Source organism: Arthrobacter sp. SD1074B (assembly GCF_056780195.1).
Genome location: NZ_JBRAZT010000001.1, coordinates 2,634,653 through 2,648,298, shown reverse-complemented (window position 1 = coordinate 2,648,298; position 13,646 = coordinate 2,634,653). Strand labels below are relative to the sequence as shown.

The 13,646-nt window shown below is 68.4% G+C and carries 12 protein-coding genes and 1 riboswitch; of the genes, 2 read left to right on the top strand and 10 right to left on the bottom strand.

Annotation, left to right across the window (positions count from 1 at the left end; all coding sequences use genetic code 11):
• Positions 1-36 precede the first annotated feature (36 nt).
• The 5 genes from ACUYM2_RS12155 to ACUYM2_RS12135 all read right to left on the bottom strand — a co-directional run bounded on the left by ACUYM2_RS12155 (position 37) and on the right by ACUYM2_RS12135 (position 5,666).
• Positions 37-1,458, bottom strand: a complete 1,422-nt coding sequence (locus ACUYM2_RS12155; RefSeq protein WP_481600285.1) for an aminotransferase class V-fold PLP-dependent enzyme — start codon at positions 1,456-1,458, stop codon at positions 37-39.
• 34 nt (positions 1,459-1,492) lie between these two features.
• Positions 1,493-1,606, bottom strand: a riboswitch (SAM riboswitch).
• An 87-nt stretch (positions 1,607-1,693) separates the two neighbouring features.
• Positions 1,694-2,506 (bottom strand): histidinol-phosphatase, encoded by an 813-nt coding sequence (hisN, locus tag ACUYM2_RS12150; protein ID WP_481600284.1) that lies wholly within the window; start codon positions 2,504-2,506, stop codon positions 1,694-1,696.
• A gap of 92 nt (positions 2,507-2,598) precedes the next feature.
• Positions 2,599-3,714 carry a ribosome small subunit-dependent GTPase A gene (gene rsgA, locus ACUYM2_RS12145; RefSeq protein WP_481600283.1) on the bottom strand — a complete coding sequence of 372 codons (1,116 nt, stop codon included), beginning with the start codon at positions 3,712-3,714 and terminating at the stop codon, positions 2,599-2,601.
• Positions 3,698-5,110 carry a 3-phosphoshikimate 1-carboxyvinyltransferase gene (gene aroA, locus ACUYM2_RS12140; RefSeq protein ID WP_481600282.1) on the bottom strand — a complete coding sequence of 471 codons (1,413 nt, stop codon included), beginning with the start codon at positions 5,108-5,110 and terminating at the stop codon, positions 3,698-3,700. The genes rsgA and aroA overlap by 17 nt, the downstream gene beginning before the upstream one ends.
• Positions 5,111-5,117: 7 nt before the next feature.
• Positions 5,118-5,666, bottom strand: coding sequence for a DoxX family protein (locus ACUYM2_RS12135; RefSeq protein ID WP_481600281.1), 549 nt, complete (start codon positions 5,664-5,666; stop codon positions 5,118-5,120).
• Between the two features lie 280 nt (positions 5,667-5,946).
• Here ACUYM2_RS12135 and ACUYM2_RS12130 point away from each other — a divergent pair, with 280 nt between their 5' ends.
• Entirely contained in the window at positions 5,947-6,750 is an 804-nt protein-coding gene (locus ACUYM2_RS12130; protein WP_481600280.1) for a sigma-70 family RNA polymerase sigma factor, read from the top strand.
• Complete coding sequence (gene rsrA, locus ACUYM2_RS12125) at positions 6,747-7,013, top strand: mycothiol system anti-sigma-R factor (protein ID WP_481600279.1); 267 nt, start codon at positions 6,747-6,749, stop codon at positions 7,011-7,013. The genes ACUYM2_RS12130 and rsrA overlap by 4 nt, the downstream gene beginning before the upstream one ends.
• Positions 7,014-7,112: 99 nt before the next feature.
• Here rsrA and ACUYM2_RS12120 read toward each other — a convergent pair whose 3' ends face one another.
• The 5 genes from ACUYM2_RS12120 to ACUYM2_RS12100 all read right to left on the bottom strand — a co-directional run bounded on the left by ACUYM2_RS12120 (position 7,113) and on the right by ACUYM2_RS12100 (position 13,387).
• Positions 7,113-7,187: a 50S ribosomal protein bL37 gene (locus tag ACUYM2_RS12120; protein ID WP_369299106.1), complete on the bottom strand. Its 75-nt coding sequence runs from the start codon at positions 7,185-7,187 to the stop codon at positions 7,113-7,115.
• A gap of 96 nt (positions 7,188-7,283) precedes the next feature.
• Positions 7,284-7,895 (bottom strand): PadR family transcriptional regulator, encoded by a 612-nt coding sequence (locus tag ACUYM2_RS12115; protein WP_481600278.1) that lies wholly within the window; start codon positions 7,893-7,895, stop codon positions 7,284-7,286.
• On the bottom strand, positions 7,895-8,722 hold the full coding sequence (locus ACUYM2_RS12110) for a DUF4097 family beta strand repeat-containing protein (protein WP_481600277.1): 828 nt from the start codon (positions 8,720-8,722) through the stop codon (positions 7,895-7,897). Before ACUYM2_RS12110 ends, ACUYM2_RS12115 begins: the two co-directional genes overlap by 1 nt.
• A gap of 152 nt (positions 8,723-8,874) precedes the next feature.
• A complete protein-coding gene (locus ACUYM2_RS12105) occupies positions 8,875-9,474 on the bottom strand; it encodes a GDSL-type esterase/lipase family protein (protein WP_481601483.1) in 600 nt (199 codons plus the stop codon).
• Positions 9,475-9,568: 94 nt separating this feature from the next.
• Positions 9,569-13,387, bottom strand: coding sequence for a multifunctional oxoglutarate decarboxylase/oxoglutarate dehydrogenase thiamine pyrophosphate-binding subunit/dihydrolipoyllysine-residue succinyltransferase subunit (locus ACUYM2_RS12100; protein ID WP_481600276.1), 3,819 nt, complete (start codon positions 13,385-13,387; stop codon positions 9,569-9,571).
• Between the last annotated feature and the right edge of the window lie 259 nt (positions 13,388-13,646).

Genomic DNA, 13,646 nt, shown 5'->3' with positions numbered 1-13,646 from the left:
CCCGAGTCGGGCGCCGCCGGCCAGGCGGCGGACCGGCTAGTCGAGGGTGCAGGGGGCAGCGCCGGCGGTGCCCGGCGTGTTCGGTGCCCAGTGCGGGTAGCTGCGCGAGTCGTTGGCCGGCACCCAGCGGCCGGCGTCCACCACGTAGTCCCAGCCGAGGCCGCTCCGCCGCAGCTCCTGCAGCCCGGCAAGCAGCCGCTGGGCGTCGTCGAGCCGGGACCCGAGGCCGAAGCTGGCGCGGAGCGACCCGGCCGGCAGGCCCAGCCGCTTCAGCAGCGGATGGGCGCAGAACCGGCCATCGCGCAGGCCGATGCCGTGCTCAGCGGAGAGGTACGCGGCGACCAGGCCGGCGTCGTATCCGGCGACCGAGAAGTTCACGACGCCGATCGTCCCGGGTCCCTCTCCCCGGGCCGTGTCCTCGAAGATGTGGTGGACGCTCACACCCTCGATCCGCTGCAGCCCCTCCACCAGGAAGGAACGGATGGTGTCCTCGTGGGCGTGCCACTGCTTTTCGTCGAGCGCCTCGATCACCTGGCTGGCGCGGGCCAGCGCGGCGGCGCCCAGGACGTTGGGGGAGCCGCCCTCGTGGCGGGCCGGGCCGGTGGTCCAGCTGACCGTGTCCAGCCGCGCATCCCGCACGGCGCCGCCCCCGGCTAGGTGCGGGGTCCCGGCGTCGAGCCAGTCCGGCCGGCCCACCAGTACGCCGGCGCCGAACGGGGCGTAGAGCTTGTGGCCGGAGAAGGCGAGGTAGTCGACGTCGTCCGCGGCGATGTTGATGCGGCGGTGCGGGGCCAGCTGGGCGGCGTCGACGACAATCCGGGCGTCGAATTCGTGCGCCAGGGCTGCCAGCTCACGGATCGGCAGGATTTCGCCGGTGACGTTGGATGCGCCGGTGACGGCCAAGAGGCTCACGCCGCCGAGGGCGAGCTCGGCCCGGAGCCGCGCCACGGTGCCGGCCAGGGTGGCGGCGGCGACGACGCTCCGGTGCGGGACGTTCTGCCAGGGCAACAGGTTGGCGTGGTGTTCAATGTCGAGGTAAAGCACCTCGCCGGTGTGCTGGCCGCCGGCAACGGGCAGGCAGCCGGCCAGCAGGTTCAGCGAGTCGGTGGTGTTCCGGGTGAAGATCACCGAGTCGTCCGCGCGTCCGCCGACGAAGCCCCGGACGATGTTCCGGGCGTTCTCGTACACCGAGGTGCTGAGCTGGGAGGCGTAGCCGGCGCCGCGGTGCACGCTGGCGTAGTACGGCAGAATCTCGTTCAGGTAGGCGGACACCACGGACAGCGCCGGGGCCGAGGCGCCGTAGTCGAGGTTGGCGTAGCGGACCTCGCCGCCCTGGATCAGCGGGGCCAGGATCTCGGCGCCGGACACGGCGGACAGCGGCCGACGGGCGGCGTCGAAGTGTGCTCCGGAAAGCCCCGCGCTGGCGGTGGGGTGGGTAGGAATGGTGGCAGTCGTCATGGGACCTCGCTCAAAAAGGACCCCGCTCACAGGGGATCCGCGCTTGCCGCGTCCGCTCCGGACCGGCCAGGTCGTCACCCGGGGCACCCCGCCGCGAATGGAGGGTTGCCGGCCAGCAAACCGGGGTTTAGCGCTGGCACTCGTGACCTGGTTCGAGCCTAGGACATGGCCGTGCGCACCGAAAAGGCAAGCGGGAATGTGAAGCGTTGTGTTACGGACTGCCGTGGCCGGGCGGCTAGAGCAGGTCGTCCAGGCCCGGGTTGAGGCGTTTGAGGACCTCCGAGTGCAGGATGGAGTTGGTGGCCAGTGCGTTGCCGCCGAAGGGGCCGTCCTCACCCTCGAGTGAGGTGAAGCGGCCGCCGGCTTCCGTCACGATCGGTACCAGCGCGGCCATGTCATAGAGGTTGAGCTCGGGCTCGCAGGCGATGTCGACCGCGCCTTCGGCCACCAGGCAGTAGGACCAGAAGTCGCCGTACGCGCGGGTGCGCCAGACCTCCTCGGTGAGGCCCAGGAACTCGTCGAGGTTGCCACGCTGCTTCCAGCCGCCCAGGCTCGAGTAGGACAGCGACGCGTCGGCGAGCCGGGAGACGTTCGAGACTTTCAGCCGGGTGGCCGCGGCCAGGGAACGGCCAGTGTAGGCACCGGCGCCCTTGGCCGCCCACCAGCGTTTGCCCAGGGCGGGGGCGCTGACGACGCCGACCACGGGTTCGCCTTCGTCGACCAGGGCGATCAGGGTGGCCCACACCGGGACGCCCCGGACGAAGTTCTTGGTGCCGTCGATCGGGTCGATGATCCAGCGGCGCGAGCCGTGGCCGGAGCTGCCGAACTCCTCGCCGAGGACGGCATCGCGGGGCCGGGAACGGGACAGCTGCCCGCGGATGGCTTCCTCGGCGGCCTTGTCGGCATCGGTGACGGGAGTGAGGTCCGGCTTCGTCTCGATCCGAAGGTCGAGCGCCTTGAAGCGGTTCATGGTCTGGGAATCTACGGAATCTGCCAGTACATGGGCAAGGCGCAGGTCATCGTTGTAGCTCGAAGCGGGTTGGCTCATGCCTCCAAACTACCGCCAAAACGCGCCGCGGGCCGGGAGGCCACGTCTCCCCTGCCAGGAGGGCCTGCCACGAGCCCCAGCCAGGGGTGCTACTAGGAGACGCTGCCGAGCTCCTTGGTGTCCTGCGCTTCCAGCCGGGGATCCGTGCCGAGCAACCGGCGCAGCGAGGCGAGCCGGGCCGGGCCGGACGGGCCGGCGTGGCCGCCCTGCACCCAGGCGTCCACCCCGCAGTTGACGGCGGAGGCATCGTGCTTGCAGCCCCGCTCGCAGTCCTCGGTTCCCGGCGCCAGGTCCGGGAAGGAACGCAGGATCCGGTCCGGATCCACATGGGCCAGGCCGAAGGAGCGGATGCCGGGGGTGTCGATGATCCAGCTCCCGGGGGGCGCGTCGTTGACCTTCAGCGCCAGCGCGGAGGACGAGGTGTGCCGGCCGCGGCCGGTGACGGCGTTGACGCCACCGGTGGCACGTTCGGCACCGGTGAGCGCGTTCACCATGGTGGATTTGCCGACGCCGGAGTGGCCCAGCATGACGGTGACCTTTCCGTCCAGGTAGGCGCGCAGCTGTGAGACGGCGGCCTTGTCCAGCCGGGCGGACAAGCCGTCATCGGATCGGGCGTCGATGCCGGAGGCGGCCGAATCCGCCGTCTTGGAGATGATCACCGGGAAGTCGAGGTGCTGGTAGTTGGCGAGCAGTTCGGCGGGATCCTTGACGTCCGCCTTCGTCACGAGCAGCAGCGGCTCGATCCCGGCGTCGTAGGCGGCCACCAGGGCCCGGTCGATGAACCCGGTGCGCGGTTCCGGGTTCGCGGCGGCAACGACGACGACCAGTTGGTCGGCGTTGGCGACGACGGCGCGTTCGATCGGGTCCGTATCGTCCGCGCTGCGGCGCAGCAGGGTGCGGCGGTCCTGGATCTTGACCAGCCGCGCCAGCGTGTCAGGCTCGCCGCTGACGTCGCCGACGAGGGAGACGAAGTCCCCGGCAACGACGGGGTTGCGGCGCAGTTCCCGGGCGCGGGCTGCGATGATCTTCCGTTCCGTGCCGGTGCCTTCGGCGACGACGGCGGTGTAGCGTCCGCGGTCAACGGTGATGATGCGTCCGGTGACGGCGTCGTCGTGGCTGGGCCGGTCCTTGGTGCGGGGCCGGGTGCCCTTTTTGTTGGGCCGGATCCGGACGTCGGATTCGTCCCAGGAGTCAGTGCTGCGGGCCACCGGCGGCGTCCTTCCCGGCGGAGGCTCCTTGTGCCAGCATGGCATCCCAGAGCTGGGGAAAGTCGGGCATGGTCTTGGCTGTGGTGGCGATGTCCTCGACCTCGACGCCGGGGACGGCGAGGCCGAGAATGGCGCCGGCGGTGGCCATGCGGTGGTCGGCGTAGCTGTGCACGACGCCGCGGTGCAGCGGAGCCGGGCGGATGATGAGTCCGTCGGCGGTCTCTTCGGCGTCGCCGCCGAGCCGGTTGATCTCGGTCACCAGCGCCGCGAGCCGGTCCGTCTCGTGGCCGCGCAGGTGCGCGATGCCGGTGAGCCGTGAGGGCCCGGTGGCGAGCGCACAGAGCGCTGCGACAGTCGGCGCCAGCTCACTGGTCTCGTCAAAGTTGCCACCCTTGATCTCCGGGCCGCCGGTGACGGTCAGCGTGCCGTCGTCGACGGTAACCGTTGCCCCCATGGTGGCGAGGATGGCGCGCCAGAGGTCTCCCACCTGGGTGGTTTCGGCCGGCCAGTTGGGGATGCGCACGGTCCCACCGGTGGCAAGGGCGGCCGCGAGGAAGGGTCCGGCGTTGGAAAGATCCTGCTCGATCCGCAGGTCGAAGGCCCGGATCGGTCCGGGGGAGACGACCCAATGGTTCGGCACGGAGTCGTCAACCGCCACGCCCACGCCGCGCAGCACCGCGACCGTCATGTTGATGTGGTCCAGGCTGGGCACCGGCTTGCCTGAGTCTTCGCTGCTGCGGTGTTCCAGGTGGAGCCCCTCGCTAAAGCGCGCGCCGGCCAGCAGCAGGGCGGAGACGAACTGGGATGACGCGCTGGCGTCAATGACTAGGTGGCCGCCGCGGACGTCGCCCGTGCCGTGTACGGCGAAGGGCAACGACGACGCCGGTCCGCCGTCGGGCGCACTGACCGCCACACCAAGTCCGGTGAGCGCTTCGATGATGGTGCCCATCGGGCGTTTGCGGGCATGCGGATCGCCGTCGAAGCGGGACTCGCCGCGGCGCAGCGCGGCGACCGGAGGCACAAAGCGCATGACCGTGCCGGCCAGGCCGCAGTCAATTACGGCCTCGGTTGCGGTACCGCTGTCAGCAGCCAGGGCGATCGGCGTGATTTCCAGGTCCGGGCCGTAGGCTCCGTCGCCGGGCACCTCGGTAATGGTGGCCCCCAGCTGCCGCAGCGCCTCGATCATCAGGGCCGAGTCGCGGGAGTGCAGCGGGGTCCGCAGCCGGGAAGGGCCGTCGGCGAGGGCCGCCAGGACAAGGTAGCGGTTGGTCAGGGACTTCGACCCGGGCACCGTGACGGTGGCGTCGACCGGACGCTCCGCGAACGGCGCGCGCCAGTGCGGACCGCCGCCGGCCGGTAGAGAAGTGGCAGCCGCGGTGTGGGTGGTGCCAGTCATTGCCGTCTTATGCTCCGACGGCGTGGTCCACGGCCTTGCGGACCGCCTTGTCAGCCTTCTTCAGCTTCTTGCCCGTAGTCTTCCGCGCATCGGCCGCGAGGTGGGCCGTGGTCTTCCGGGCGTCGGCCGCGAGGTGCTCGGCACGCCAGGCCAGGCTCGGCTTGCCGGCGGTGTCCACGGACGCCAGCAGGACGCCGCCGGTGAGGGAAACGTTCTTCAGCAGCTGCTTGCGCCGGGCGTCGCGGCCCTGCTTGGAGGAGATATCCGCACTGCGCCATTCCACGAAGCCGTTCAGTGCCGAAATCACGGCCAGCACGGTCGCGGAGAGGCGGGAGGCCTTGCCGAGGGCCAGGCAGATGCCGGCGCCCACCTGCGTGCCGCCGATCACCCGGGCCAGGACCAGCTCGTTCGTCTGGAAGGGCAGGGATTCAGCTGCGCGGCGCAGCACGGGGGACAGCTGTGCCGCAGTGTCATCCGCGTTCCGTAGCTTGTCCATGCCTGCGAGCACGAAACTGGAGGCGAGCATGGGGCGGGCGAGAAAGCGGACAAAGGACATGAATTTCCTCCTGGATGAACGGACCGCGAACGCTGTGCGGGAGAACCGGTTCTAGTCTTGCACCTTTGCGGAATATTTGCCCGTTGTGCGGGGTTGTGCATGGCAGATTCCAGCCGAAGATCGGGCCGGAAAAACAAGGGCGAACGCAGCAGAGGAAGGCGGAGATTTGGTTCTGGTGAAAGAATCCGGGCTGCTGGAAGCAGCCCCCGCAGACCCGTGGGCCATGGCCTTCACGGGAACTTCGGGCACCCGCCGGAAGGTGACAGTAGACTTGAACGCAATGAGCACCATGGATCCGGCCGTTGCGGCCATGCACGAGGTCGCCGGAAACGACGACGCCCAACCCGCCAAGACAGGTACCGCCACTAGTGCGGCGGAAACCACAGTCGCGGATGACCCGGCCGCGGAGCGGGCTGCCGTGGAAACCGTAGCGGCGGACGGCACCGGCCAGCCGCTGGACACGGCCGCCGAGAGCACTGACGAGCGCCGCGTCCGCTTCGAGCGCGACGCAATGCAGTACGTGGACCAGCTGTACTCTGCCGCGATGCGGATGGCACGCAATCCCGCGGACGCCGAGGACCTGGTCCAGGAGGCGTACACGAAGGCCTTTTCCGCTTTCCACCAGTACAAGCCCGGAACGAACCTCAAGGCCTGGCTGTACCGGATCCTCACCAACACGTACATCAACCTGTACCGCAAGCGCCAGCGGGAGCCGCTGCAGTCCAACTCGGACACCATCGAGGACTGGCAGTTGGCCCGTGCCGGGTCGCACACGTCGACGGGGCTGCGCTCGGCCGAGGCTGAAGCGCTGGACCACCTGCCGGATTCGGACGTGAAGCGTGCCCTGCAGTCGATCCCGGAGGAATTCCGGCTGGCTGTCTACTTTGCCGACGTCGAGGGCTTCGCGTACAAGGAAATTTCGGACATCATGAACACCCCGATCGGGACCGTCATGTCCCGGCTGCACCGCGGCCGGAGAATGCTGCGGGACATGCTGGCCGACTACGCCGCCGAGCGGGGATTCAGGGCCGCGGGCGATCCCGCCGCGGCAGCAGAAAGCAACAATCAGGAGAACAGGAAATGAGCGACTGCCAGGGACTGGGCGACTGCGACGACACCAGGATGCAGCGCATCTACGAGTACCTCGACGGGGCCCTGACGCACGACGACATCGCCGAGATCAAGGACCACCTGGACGAGTGCCCGGAGTGCCACGAGCAGTATGACCTTGAGTGCGTCATCCGCGTTATGGTGAAGCGCTCCTGCACCGAGGCCGCGCCGGAGAACCTCAAGAATTCCATCCTGGACCGGATCCACTCGATCCGCCCGGCCGACGCCGACGCCTGAGCGACCCACCACAGCGACAGACGCCGGAACAGCGAAAGACCCCGGGAACCGTGAGGTTCCCGGGGTCTTTCACTTAAAGCTGTCAATCCAAGCCGTGGCTTAGGTGTTGGGGCGCTTACCGTGGTTCGCGCCGCCACGCTTACGGTCACGACGTTTACGTGCACGTTTGCTCATAGCTGGCCTCCTTAATCTTGGTACTCAAAAGAGCTGCCCTCAAGTCTCCCACATCGGCGGACCCGCCGCGAACCGGGAGCCCGCCGGCGGTACGGCTCAGCCCTCCAGTGAGTTCCGGATGGAGATCCGCGCCTGGTCCAGGACTGTTTTGACGGTTTCGAGGGTGACCGGGGTGATGGGGCTGGTCCCGGCGTGCCGGCGCAGCTCGATCCGGACGTCGTCCCGGAAGGACTGCACCAGCATCTCGGCCTCCCGCAGCCTGCGGTCACCGTCCTTGGAGTAGCGGGCACCGGCCGGGGAGGCGGCGCTGCGGGCGGTGGTGCGGGCTGCTTCGGCCGTGGCGGCCAGATCCGCGCGCAACCCCTGCATGTTCACCCGGATGTCCTGCCGCAGCTTGTCGGCGAGCCGGCGGACCGAGGCGGAAATGTCGTTTTCCACATCGGCCAGTTCCTCGCGGCGCCGGTTGAGTTCCACCAAACCGGCCGCGGTGATGCTGTAGTTGGTGCGCCGGCCCTCGCTGCGGGTGGCCACCAGCCCTTCCTCCTCCAGCTTGGCCAGCCGCGGATAGATGGTGCCGGCGCTGGGGGAGTAGGTGCCGCCGAAGCGGTCGCTGAGTGCCTTGATCAGCTCGTAGCCGTGCTTGGGGCCGGATTCCAGCAGGGCGAGCAGGTACAGCCGCAGCGCGCCGTGGGCAAAGACCGGGGGCATCAGAGGCCCGCTTCGGCTTCCGGGCCCGGCTGGCTGTGGAAGATGGAGGTTTTACCCGACACCGAGTTGGTCCGGACCAGCATCAGTTTGGCGTCGGGTCCTGCGATCGTCTGCACCGAGCCGCCCGGCTGGGTGTACTTCTGGTCGTCGATCACCACCGCGCCGCTGGCCGACTTCGCGATGATGTCCACGCCGACGTCGTGCGGCAACCGGATGGTGACGTCGCCGGAGACCGAGTTGGCGCCGAAGTCCTGGGTGAAGCTGTGCAGGTCAAAGCTCAGGTCCCCGCTGACGGTGTTGGCCCGGATATTGCTGAATTCGCCGGAGGCCGTGACCTCGCCGGAGACGCTTTTGGCCGTCAGCACGCCGTGGTGGTTGCGGGCGATCACCTCGCCGCTGACGGTGCTCACTGCCAGCTCGCCTGAGGTGCTGTCGGCCAAAACGGAGCCTGAGACGGTGTTCAGCCGGGTGTGGCCGGTGACGCCGGATACCATGCCGTCGCCACTGACGGTGCCGGCCTCGACGTCGACCCCGGCCGGCAGCGCAATGCTGATGACCACCGAATTGCTGGAGTTGTTGTTGACCGTACCCATGAGGTTCTTGAACCATCCCTGCGGTCCGTGCAGCTGGTGGCGGACCTCGAGGCGGCCATCGGTGAGGCTGACCGCCAGCGGGTCGCCGTCGACCTCGGAGACCTCCAGTCGGGCTACGGCCTCGTCGTGGGTGACGATGTCGAAGCGGCCGCGGACGATGCCGAGCTTGAGCGAGCGGACGCCGTCGACGTCAATGGTCTGGGGACCGGTAACGGTCCACGAGTTCTGTTCCATGGTTCCTCCGGGTGGACGGAGCGATCACGCCAGCGCCGCTCCTTGCGATATATCGCGACTATGGAAACACGGTACAACGCTCCCGCCGGCCGGTCAAGATATATCGCGTCTGACGCTCACGCGGCCGCGGCGGATCACGCTCCCGGGGGTGCTTACTCCGGCGCGTCGATCCGCAGCCACTGGAACCAGCCCCGGTGCAGCACCAGCCAGGCCATAAGGCCGTAGCCGGCCTGTCCGGGGGTGCCGCCGTTGGCCGCCAGATCCTGACGCCAGTGCTCGTGGTTCAGCAACGGCGAGAAGGTATCCACGTACAGGTGCTTGCGGCGGGTGGTGACGTCGGCAAAGGCGGTGTTGAGCTCGCCGAGCCGGCGGTTCTGGGCCGGATCCAGCGTCGGCGGCGGCCCGACGACAAAGACCTCGATCTTGTTCTGCGAGGCCGAGTCCAGGATGTTGGCAAGGTTGAGCCGGCTGCGGGCGGTGGACAGCCCAAACTCGATGTCGCGGCCGGACAGGCCGATCACCAGGCGGTTCTCGTGCTGCGGGGCGAAGCGGCGGCCCGCCTCCTCGAGCCAGCGCTCGGCGAGGCCCTCGGTGCCTTCCTGCGGACACGGCAGCGGGTAGCTTTCCAGGGCCAGGCCGTCCTGCGGGGTGCGGGCGAGCACACGTCCCAGCCAGCCCAGCGCCCGGGGGTCACCCAGGCCGGCCAGCAGCTCATCTCCAACGGCCGCGATCCGCAGCTTCCGATCTTCCACGACTACCTCTTCATTCCCCATGCCGGTTCAAAGCCTTAAACAAAGCTGCCCGGCCGGAGTCGTGGTGTTCCACTTCCGGCCGGGCAGCCTGGCCCTACTTACGTGCGAATGCCTGCTTGAGCAGGGCGTCCTGCTCGGCTGCGTGGCGCTTCATCGACCCTGCCGCGGTGGACGCCGAGGCGGGCCGGGAGACGAGGCGCACGCGGCGGTCCAACGCGTCCGGCAGGTTCAGGCCGATGAACGGCCACGGTCCCTGGTTGGCGGGCTCGTCCTGGGCCCAGACAACGTCGGCGTTCGGGTACTTGGCCAGCTCGGCGGCGATTTCCGCGGCCGGCAGCGGGTACAGCTGCTCGACCCGGATGATCGCCGTCGTGGTGTCGCCGGTCTTCTGCCGGGTGGACAGCAGGTCGTAGTACAGGCGGCCCGAGACCAACAGGACGCGCTCGACGGCGTCGGCCTGCAGCTGCTCGTGCTCGGGGATGACCGGACGGAAGGTGCCCGTGGTGAAGTCTTCCACCGAGGACGCCGCGGCCTTGAGGCGCAGGAGCTGCTTAGGGGTGAAGATGATCAGCGGCTTGCGCGGCCGGCTGTACGCCTGACGGCGCAGCAGGTGGAAGTGCGAGGCCGGCGTCGTGGGGTTGGCTACGATCATATTCTCTTCCGCGCAGAGCTGCAGGAAGCGCTCGATCCGTGCAGAGGAGTGGTCCGGGCCCTGGCCCTCGTAGCCGTGCGGCAGCATCAGCACCAGCGACGAGCGCTGGCCCCACTTCTGCTCGGCCGAGGAGATGAACTCGTCGATGATGGTCTGCGCGCCGTTGACGAAGTCGCCGAACTGCGCCTCCCAGAGCACCAGGGCGTCCGGCCGCTCAACGGAGTAGCCGTATTCGAAGCCCATGGCCGCGTATTCGGACAACAGCGAATCGTAGATCCACAGCTTGGCCTGGTCCTCGGAGAGGTGCGCCAGGGGCATCCACTCGTCGCCGTTGGCGCGGTCGTGGAAGACCGCGTGGCGCTGGACGAAGGTGCCGCGGCGCGAGTCCTGGCCGGCGAGGCGGACCGGGACGCCTTCCATGCTGAGCGAACCGAAGGCCGCGAGTTCGCCGAAGCCCCAGTCGATGCCGCCTTCACGGGACATCTGCTCACGCTTCTCAAGCAGCTGCTTGAGCTTGGCGTGGACTGTGAAGCCCTCGGGGAAGTCGACGTGGGCCTTGCCGATGCGGGCCAGCGTCTCGGCGGAGATCGCCGTGGACTCCGGGGCGCTCACGCCGGTGTCGCCCTGCTGGGCGGAGGGCCGTTCCAGGTCGGACACCGCGGCGGAATCGGCGGTGATGATCGGGATCGGTGAGGTCTGCGCGGCGTGGGTTTCCGCGAAGACGCGCTCGAGGCGTTCCTGGTAGTCGCGGAGCAGCTGCTCGGCTTCGTCCTCGGTGATGTCGCCGCGGCCGATCAGTGATTCGGTGTAGAGCTTGCGCACCGAACGCTTGGCCTCGATCAGGTTGTACATCAGCGGCTGCGTCATCGAGGGGTCGTCGCCCTCGTTGTGGCCGCGGCGGCGGTAGCAGACCATGTCGATGACAACGTCCTTGTGGAAACGCTGGCGGAACTCGTAGGCGAGCTGGCCGATGCGGACCACGGCCTCCGGGTCGTCGCCGTTCACGTGGAACACCGGCGCCTGGATCATCTTGGCGACGTCCGTGGAGTAGGTGGAAGAGCGCGAGGATGACGGGGCGGTGGTGAAGCCGACCTGGTTGTTCACCACGACGTGGATGGTGCCGCCGGTACGGTAGCCGCGCAGCTGGGAGAGGTTAAGCGTTTCCGCCACCACGCCCTGGCCGGCAAAGGCGGCGTCGCCGTGGACCATGATCGGCAGTACAGGGAAGGCCTCGCCCTGGTCCAGCCGATCCTGCTTGGCGCGAACGATGCCTTCGAGGACGGAGTCCACGGCTTCGAGGTGCGAGGGGTTGGCGGCGAGGTAGACCTTGGTCTCCTTGCCGTTGTCCGAGGTGAAGGTGCCTTCGGTGCCGAGGTGGTACTTCACGTCGCCGGAGCCCTGCACGGAGCGCGGGTCCTGGGTGCCCTCGAATTCACGGAAGACCTGCGCGTAGGTCTTGCCGGCAATGTTGGTGAGCACATTAAGCCGGCCGCGGTGGGCCATGCCGATGGCCACTTCGTCGAGTTCGTCGTCGGCGGCGTCGGAGATGATGGCGTCCAGCAGCGGGATCAGTGACTCGCCGCCCTCAAGCGAGAAGCGCTTCTGGCCGACGAACTTCGTCTGCAGGAAGGTCTCGAAAGCCTCGGCCGCGTTGAGCTTGGAGACGATCCGGAGCTGTTCGTCACGGCTGGGCTTGGAGTAGGGGTGCTCCAGCTGGTCCTGGAACCACTTGCGCTCGGCCGGGTCCTGGATGTGCATGTACTCGATGCCGGTGGTGCGGCAGTACGCGTCGCGGAGGACGCCGAGGATGTCGCGGAACTTCAGCATCGGCTTGCCGCCGAAACCTCCGGTAGGCCATTCACGGTCCAGGTCCCACAGGGTCAGGCCGTAGGTGAGGACGTCGAGGTCCGGATGCTTGCGCTGGACGTACTCGAGCGGATCGGTGTCCGCCATGAGGTGGCCGCGGACGCGGTAGGAGTGGATGAGCTGCTGGATCCGGGCGACCTTGTTGATCTCATCCGCGGGGTCCACCTGCAGGTCCGGGCTCCAGCGCACGGGCTCGTACGGGATGCGCAGCGATTCGAAGATCTCGTCGTAGAAGTTCTGCGCGCCAAGCAGCAGCTGGTGCACCAGCTTGAGGAACTCGCCGCTGCCGGCGCCCTGGATGACACGGTGGTCGTAGGTGGAGGTCAGCGTGAGGACCTTGCTGATGGCGTTGTGCGCGATGATCTTTTCGCTCGCGCCCTGGAACTCGGCCGGGTAGTCGAGCGCGCCGACGCCGATGATGGCCGCCTGGCCCTTGGAAAGGCGGGGGACCGAGTGCACGGTGCCGATGCCGCCCGGGTTGGTCAGTGAGACGGTGGTGCCCGAGTGGTCGTCAGCGGTGAGCTTGCCGTTGCGGGCGCGCTTGATCAGGTCCTCATAGGTGTGCCAGAACTCGGAGAAGTTGAGCGTCTCAGCCTTCTTGATGTTCGGGACCATCAGGAGGCGGGTGCCGTCCGGCTTGGGCATGTCGATGGCAATGCCGAAGTTCACGTGGGCGGGCTGGACGGCAACGGGCTTGCCGTCCACGACGTCGTAGTAGACGTTCATCGAGGGGAACTGGGCCAGCGCCCGGATGACGGCGTAGCCAATCAGGTGCGTGAAGGAAACCTTGCCGCCGCGGGCGCGGGCCAGGTTGGAGTTGATGACTACGCGGTTGTCGATCAGCAGCTTAGCGGGGATGGCCCGGACGCTGGTGGCGGTGGGCACCTCCAGGCTGGTCACCATGTTGGCGGCGATGGCCTTCGCCGGCCCGCGCAGCACGGAGACGACGTCTTCTTCCGGCGCGGTGGGGGCCTTGACGTTCTTGGGCAGCTGGGCCGGGATCGGCTGGGTGCCGGCGCCGGGCTCGGCGGTCTTGGAGCCGTCGCGGGCGACGGTGGCCGGCGCCTTCTGGGCTGCGGCGGGGGCCGGTGCGGGGGCAGGAGCCGCGGATGCGGGTGCGGCGGCGGGAGCCTTCGGGGCAGCGGGCGCGGCAGCCGCGGGGGCTGCGGCGGCCGGCGTCACGACCGGCAGTTCGCGGGTGGAGGGGTGCGCGGCGGCGGCTGCCGAGGCGCCGTTGGTTGAGGAACCGTCGCTGGTATCGAAGGACTCGAAAAGCGGCCACCACTTGGCATCTACCGTGTTCTTGTCCTGCTGGTACCGCTCGTACAGTTCGTCAACGAGCCACTCGTTTCCGCCAAATTCCTCGGGTAGACGGTGGCTAGGCTGCTCTGGCACTTGAAATACGCCTCTTCCATGAGTTTGATTCCCGCTGGTTTCCACGGTGCCGCAGCACGTCAATCGAACCAGTTCTCCGCGTCCAGTGAACCCAGACCCTTGCCAGTCTAGTGACGATCCCGGCCAAACCGCCAATAAGGGTGACTCAAATCATCCAGGAGCCGCAAAGGCGCCCCGCCGGGCCCGTCGAGCCCGCCCCCGGCCGGAAGCACGATGCCCGGCGGGTGCCTCTAGAATCACAACTGAGACCCCTTATCGA

What these genes read in the sequence shown, in the direction of transcription:
- rsrA (WP_481600279.1), top strand. Translation starts at nt 6,747, where the DNA reads ATGAGCGACTGCCAGGGACTGGGCGACTGCGACGACACCAGGATGCAG.
- ACUYM2_RS12110 (WP_481600277.1), bottom strand. Translation starts at nt 8,722, where the DNA reads ATGGAACAGAACTCGTGGACCGTTACCGGTCCCCAGACCATTGACGTC.
- ACUYM2_RS12135 (WP_481600281.1), bottom strand. Translation starts at nt 5,666, where the DNA reads ATGTCCTTTGTCCGCTTTCTCGCCCGCCCCATGCTCGCCTCCAGTTTC.
- ACUYM2_RS12155 (WP_481600285.1), bottom strand. Translation starts at nt 1,458, where the DNA reads ATGACGACTGCCACCATTCCTACCCACCCCACCGCCAGCGCGGGGCTT.
- aroA (WP_481600282.1), bottom strand. Translation starts at nt 5,110, where the DNA reads ATGACTGGCACCACCCACACCGCGGCTGCCACTTCTCTACCGGCCGGC.
- ACUYM2_RS12130 (WP_481600280.1), top strand. Translation starts at nt 5,947, where the DNA reads ATGAGCACCATGGATCCGGCCGTTGCGGCCATGCACGAGGTCGCCGGA.
- hisN (WP_481600284.1), bottom strand. Translation starts at nt 2,506, where the DNA reads ATGAGCCAACCCGCTTCGAGCTACAACGATGACCTGCGCCTTGCCCAT.
- ACUYM2_RS12115 (WP_481600278.1), bottom strand. Translation starts at nt 7,895, where the DNA reads ATGCCCCCGGTCTTTGCCCACGGCGCGCTGCGGCTGTACCTGCTCGCC.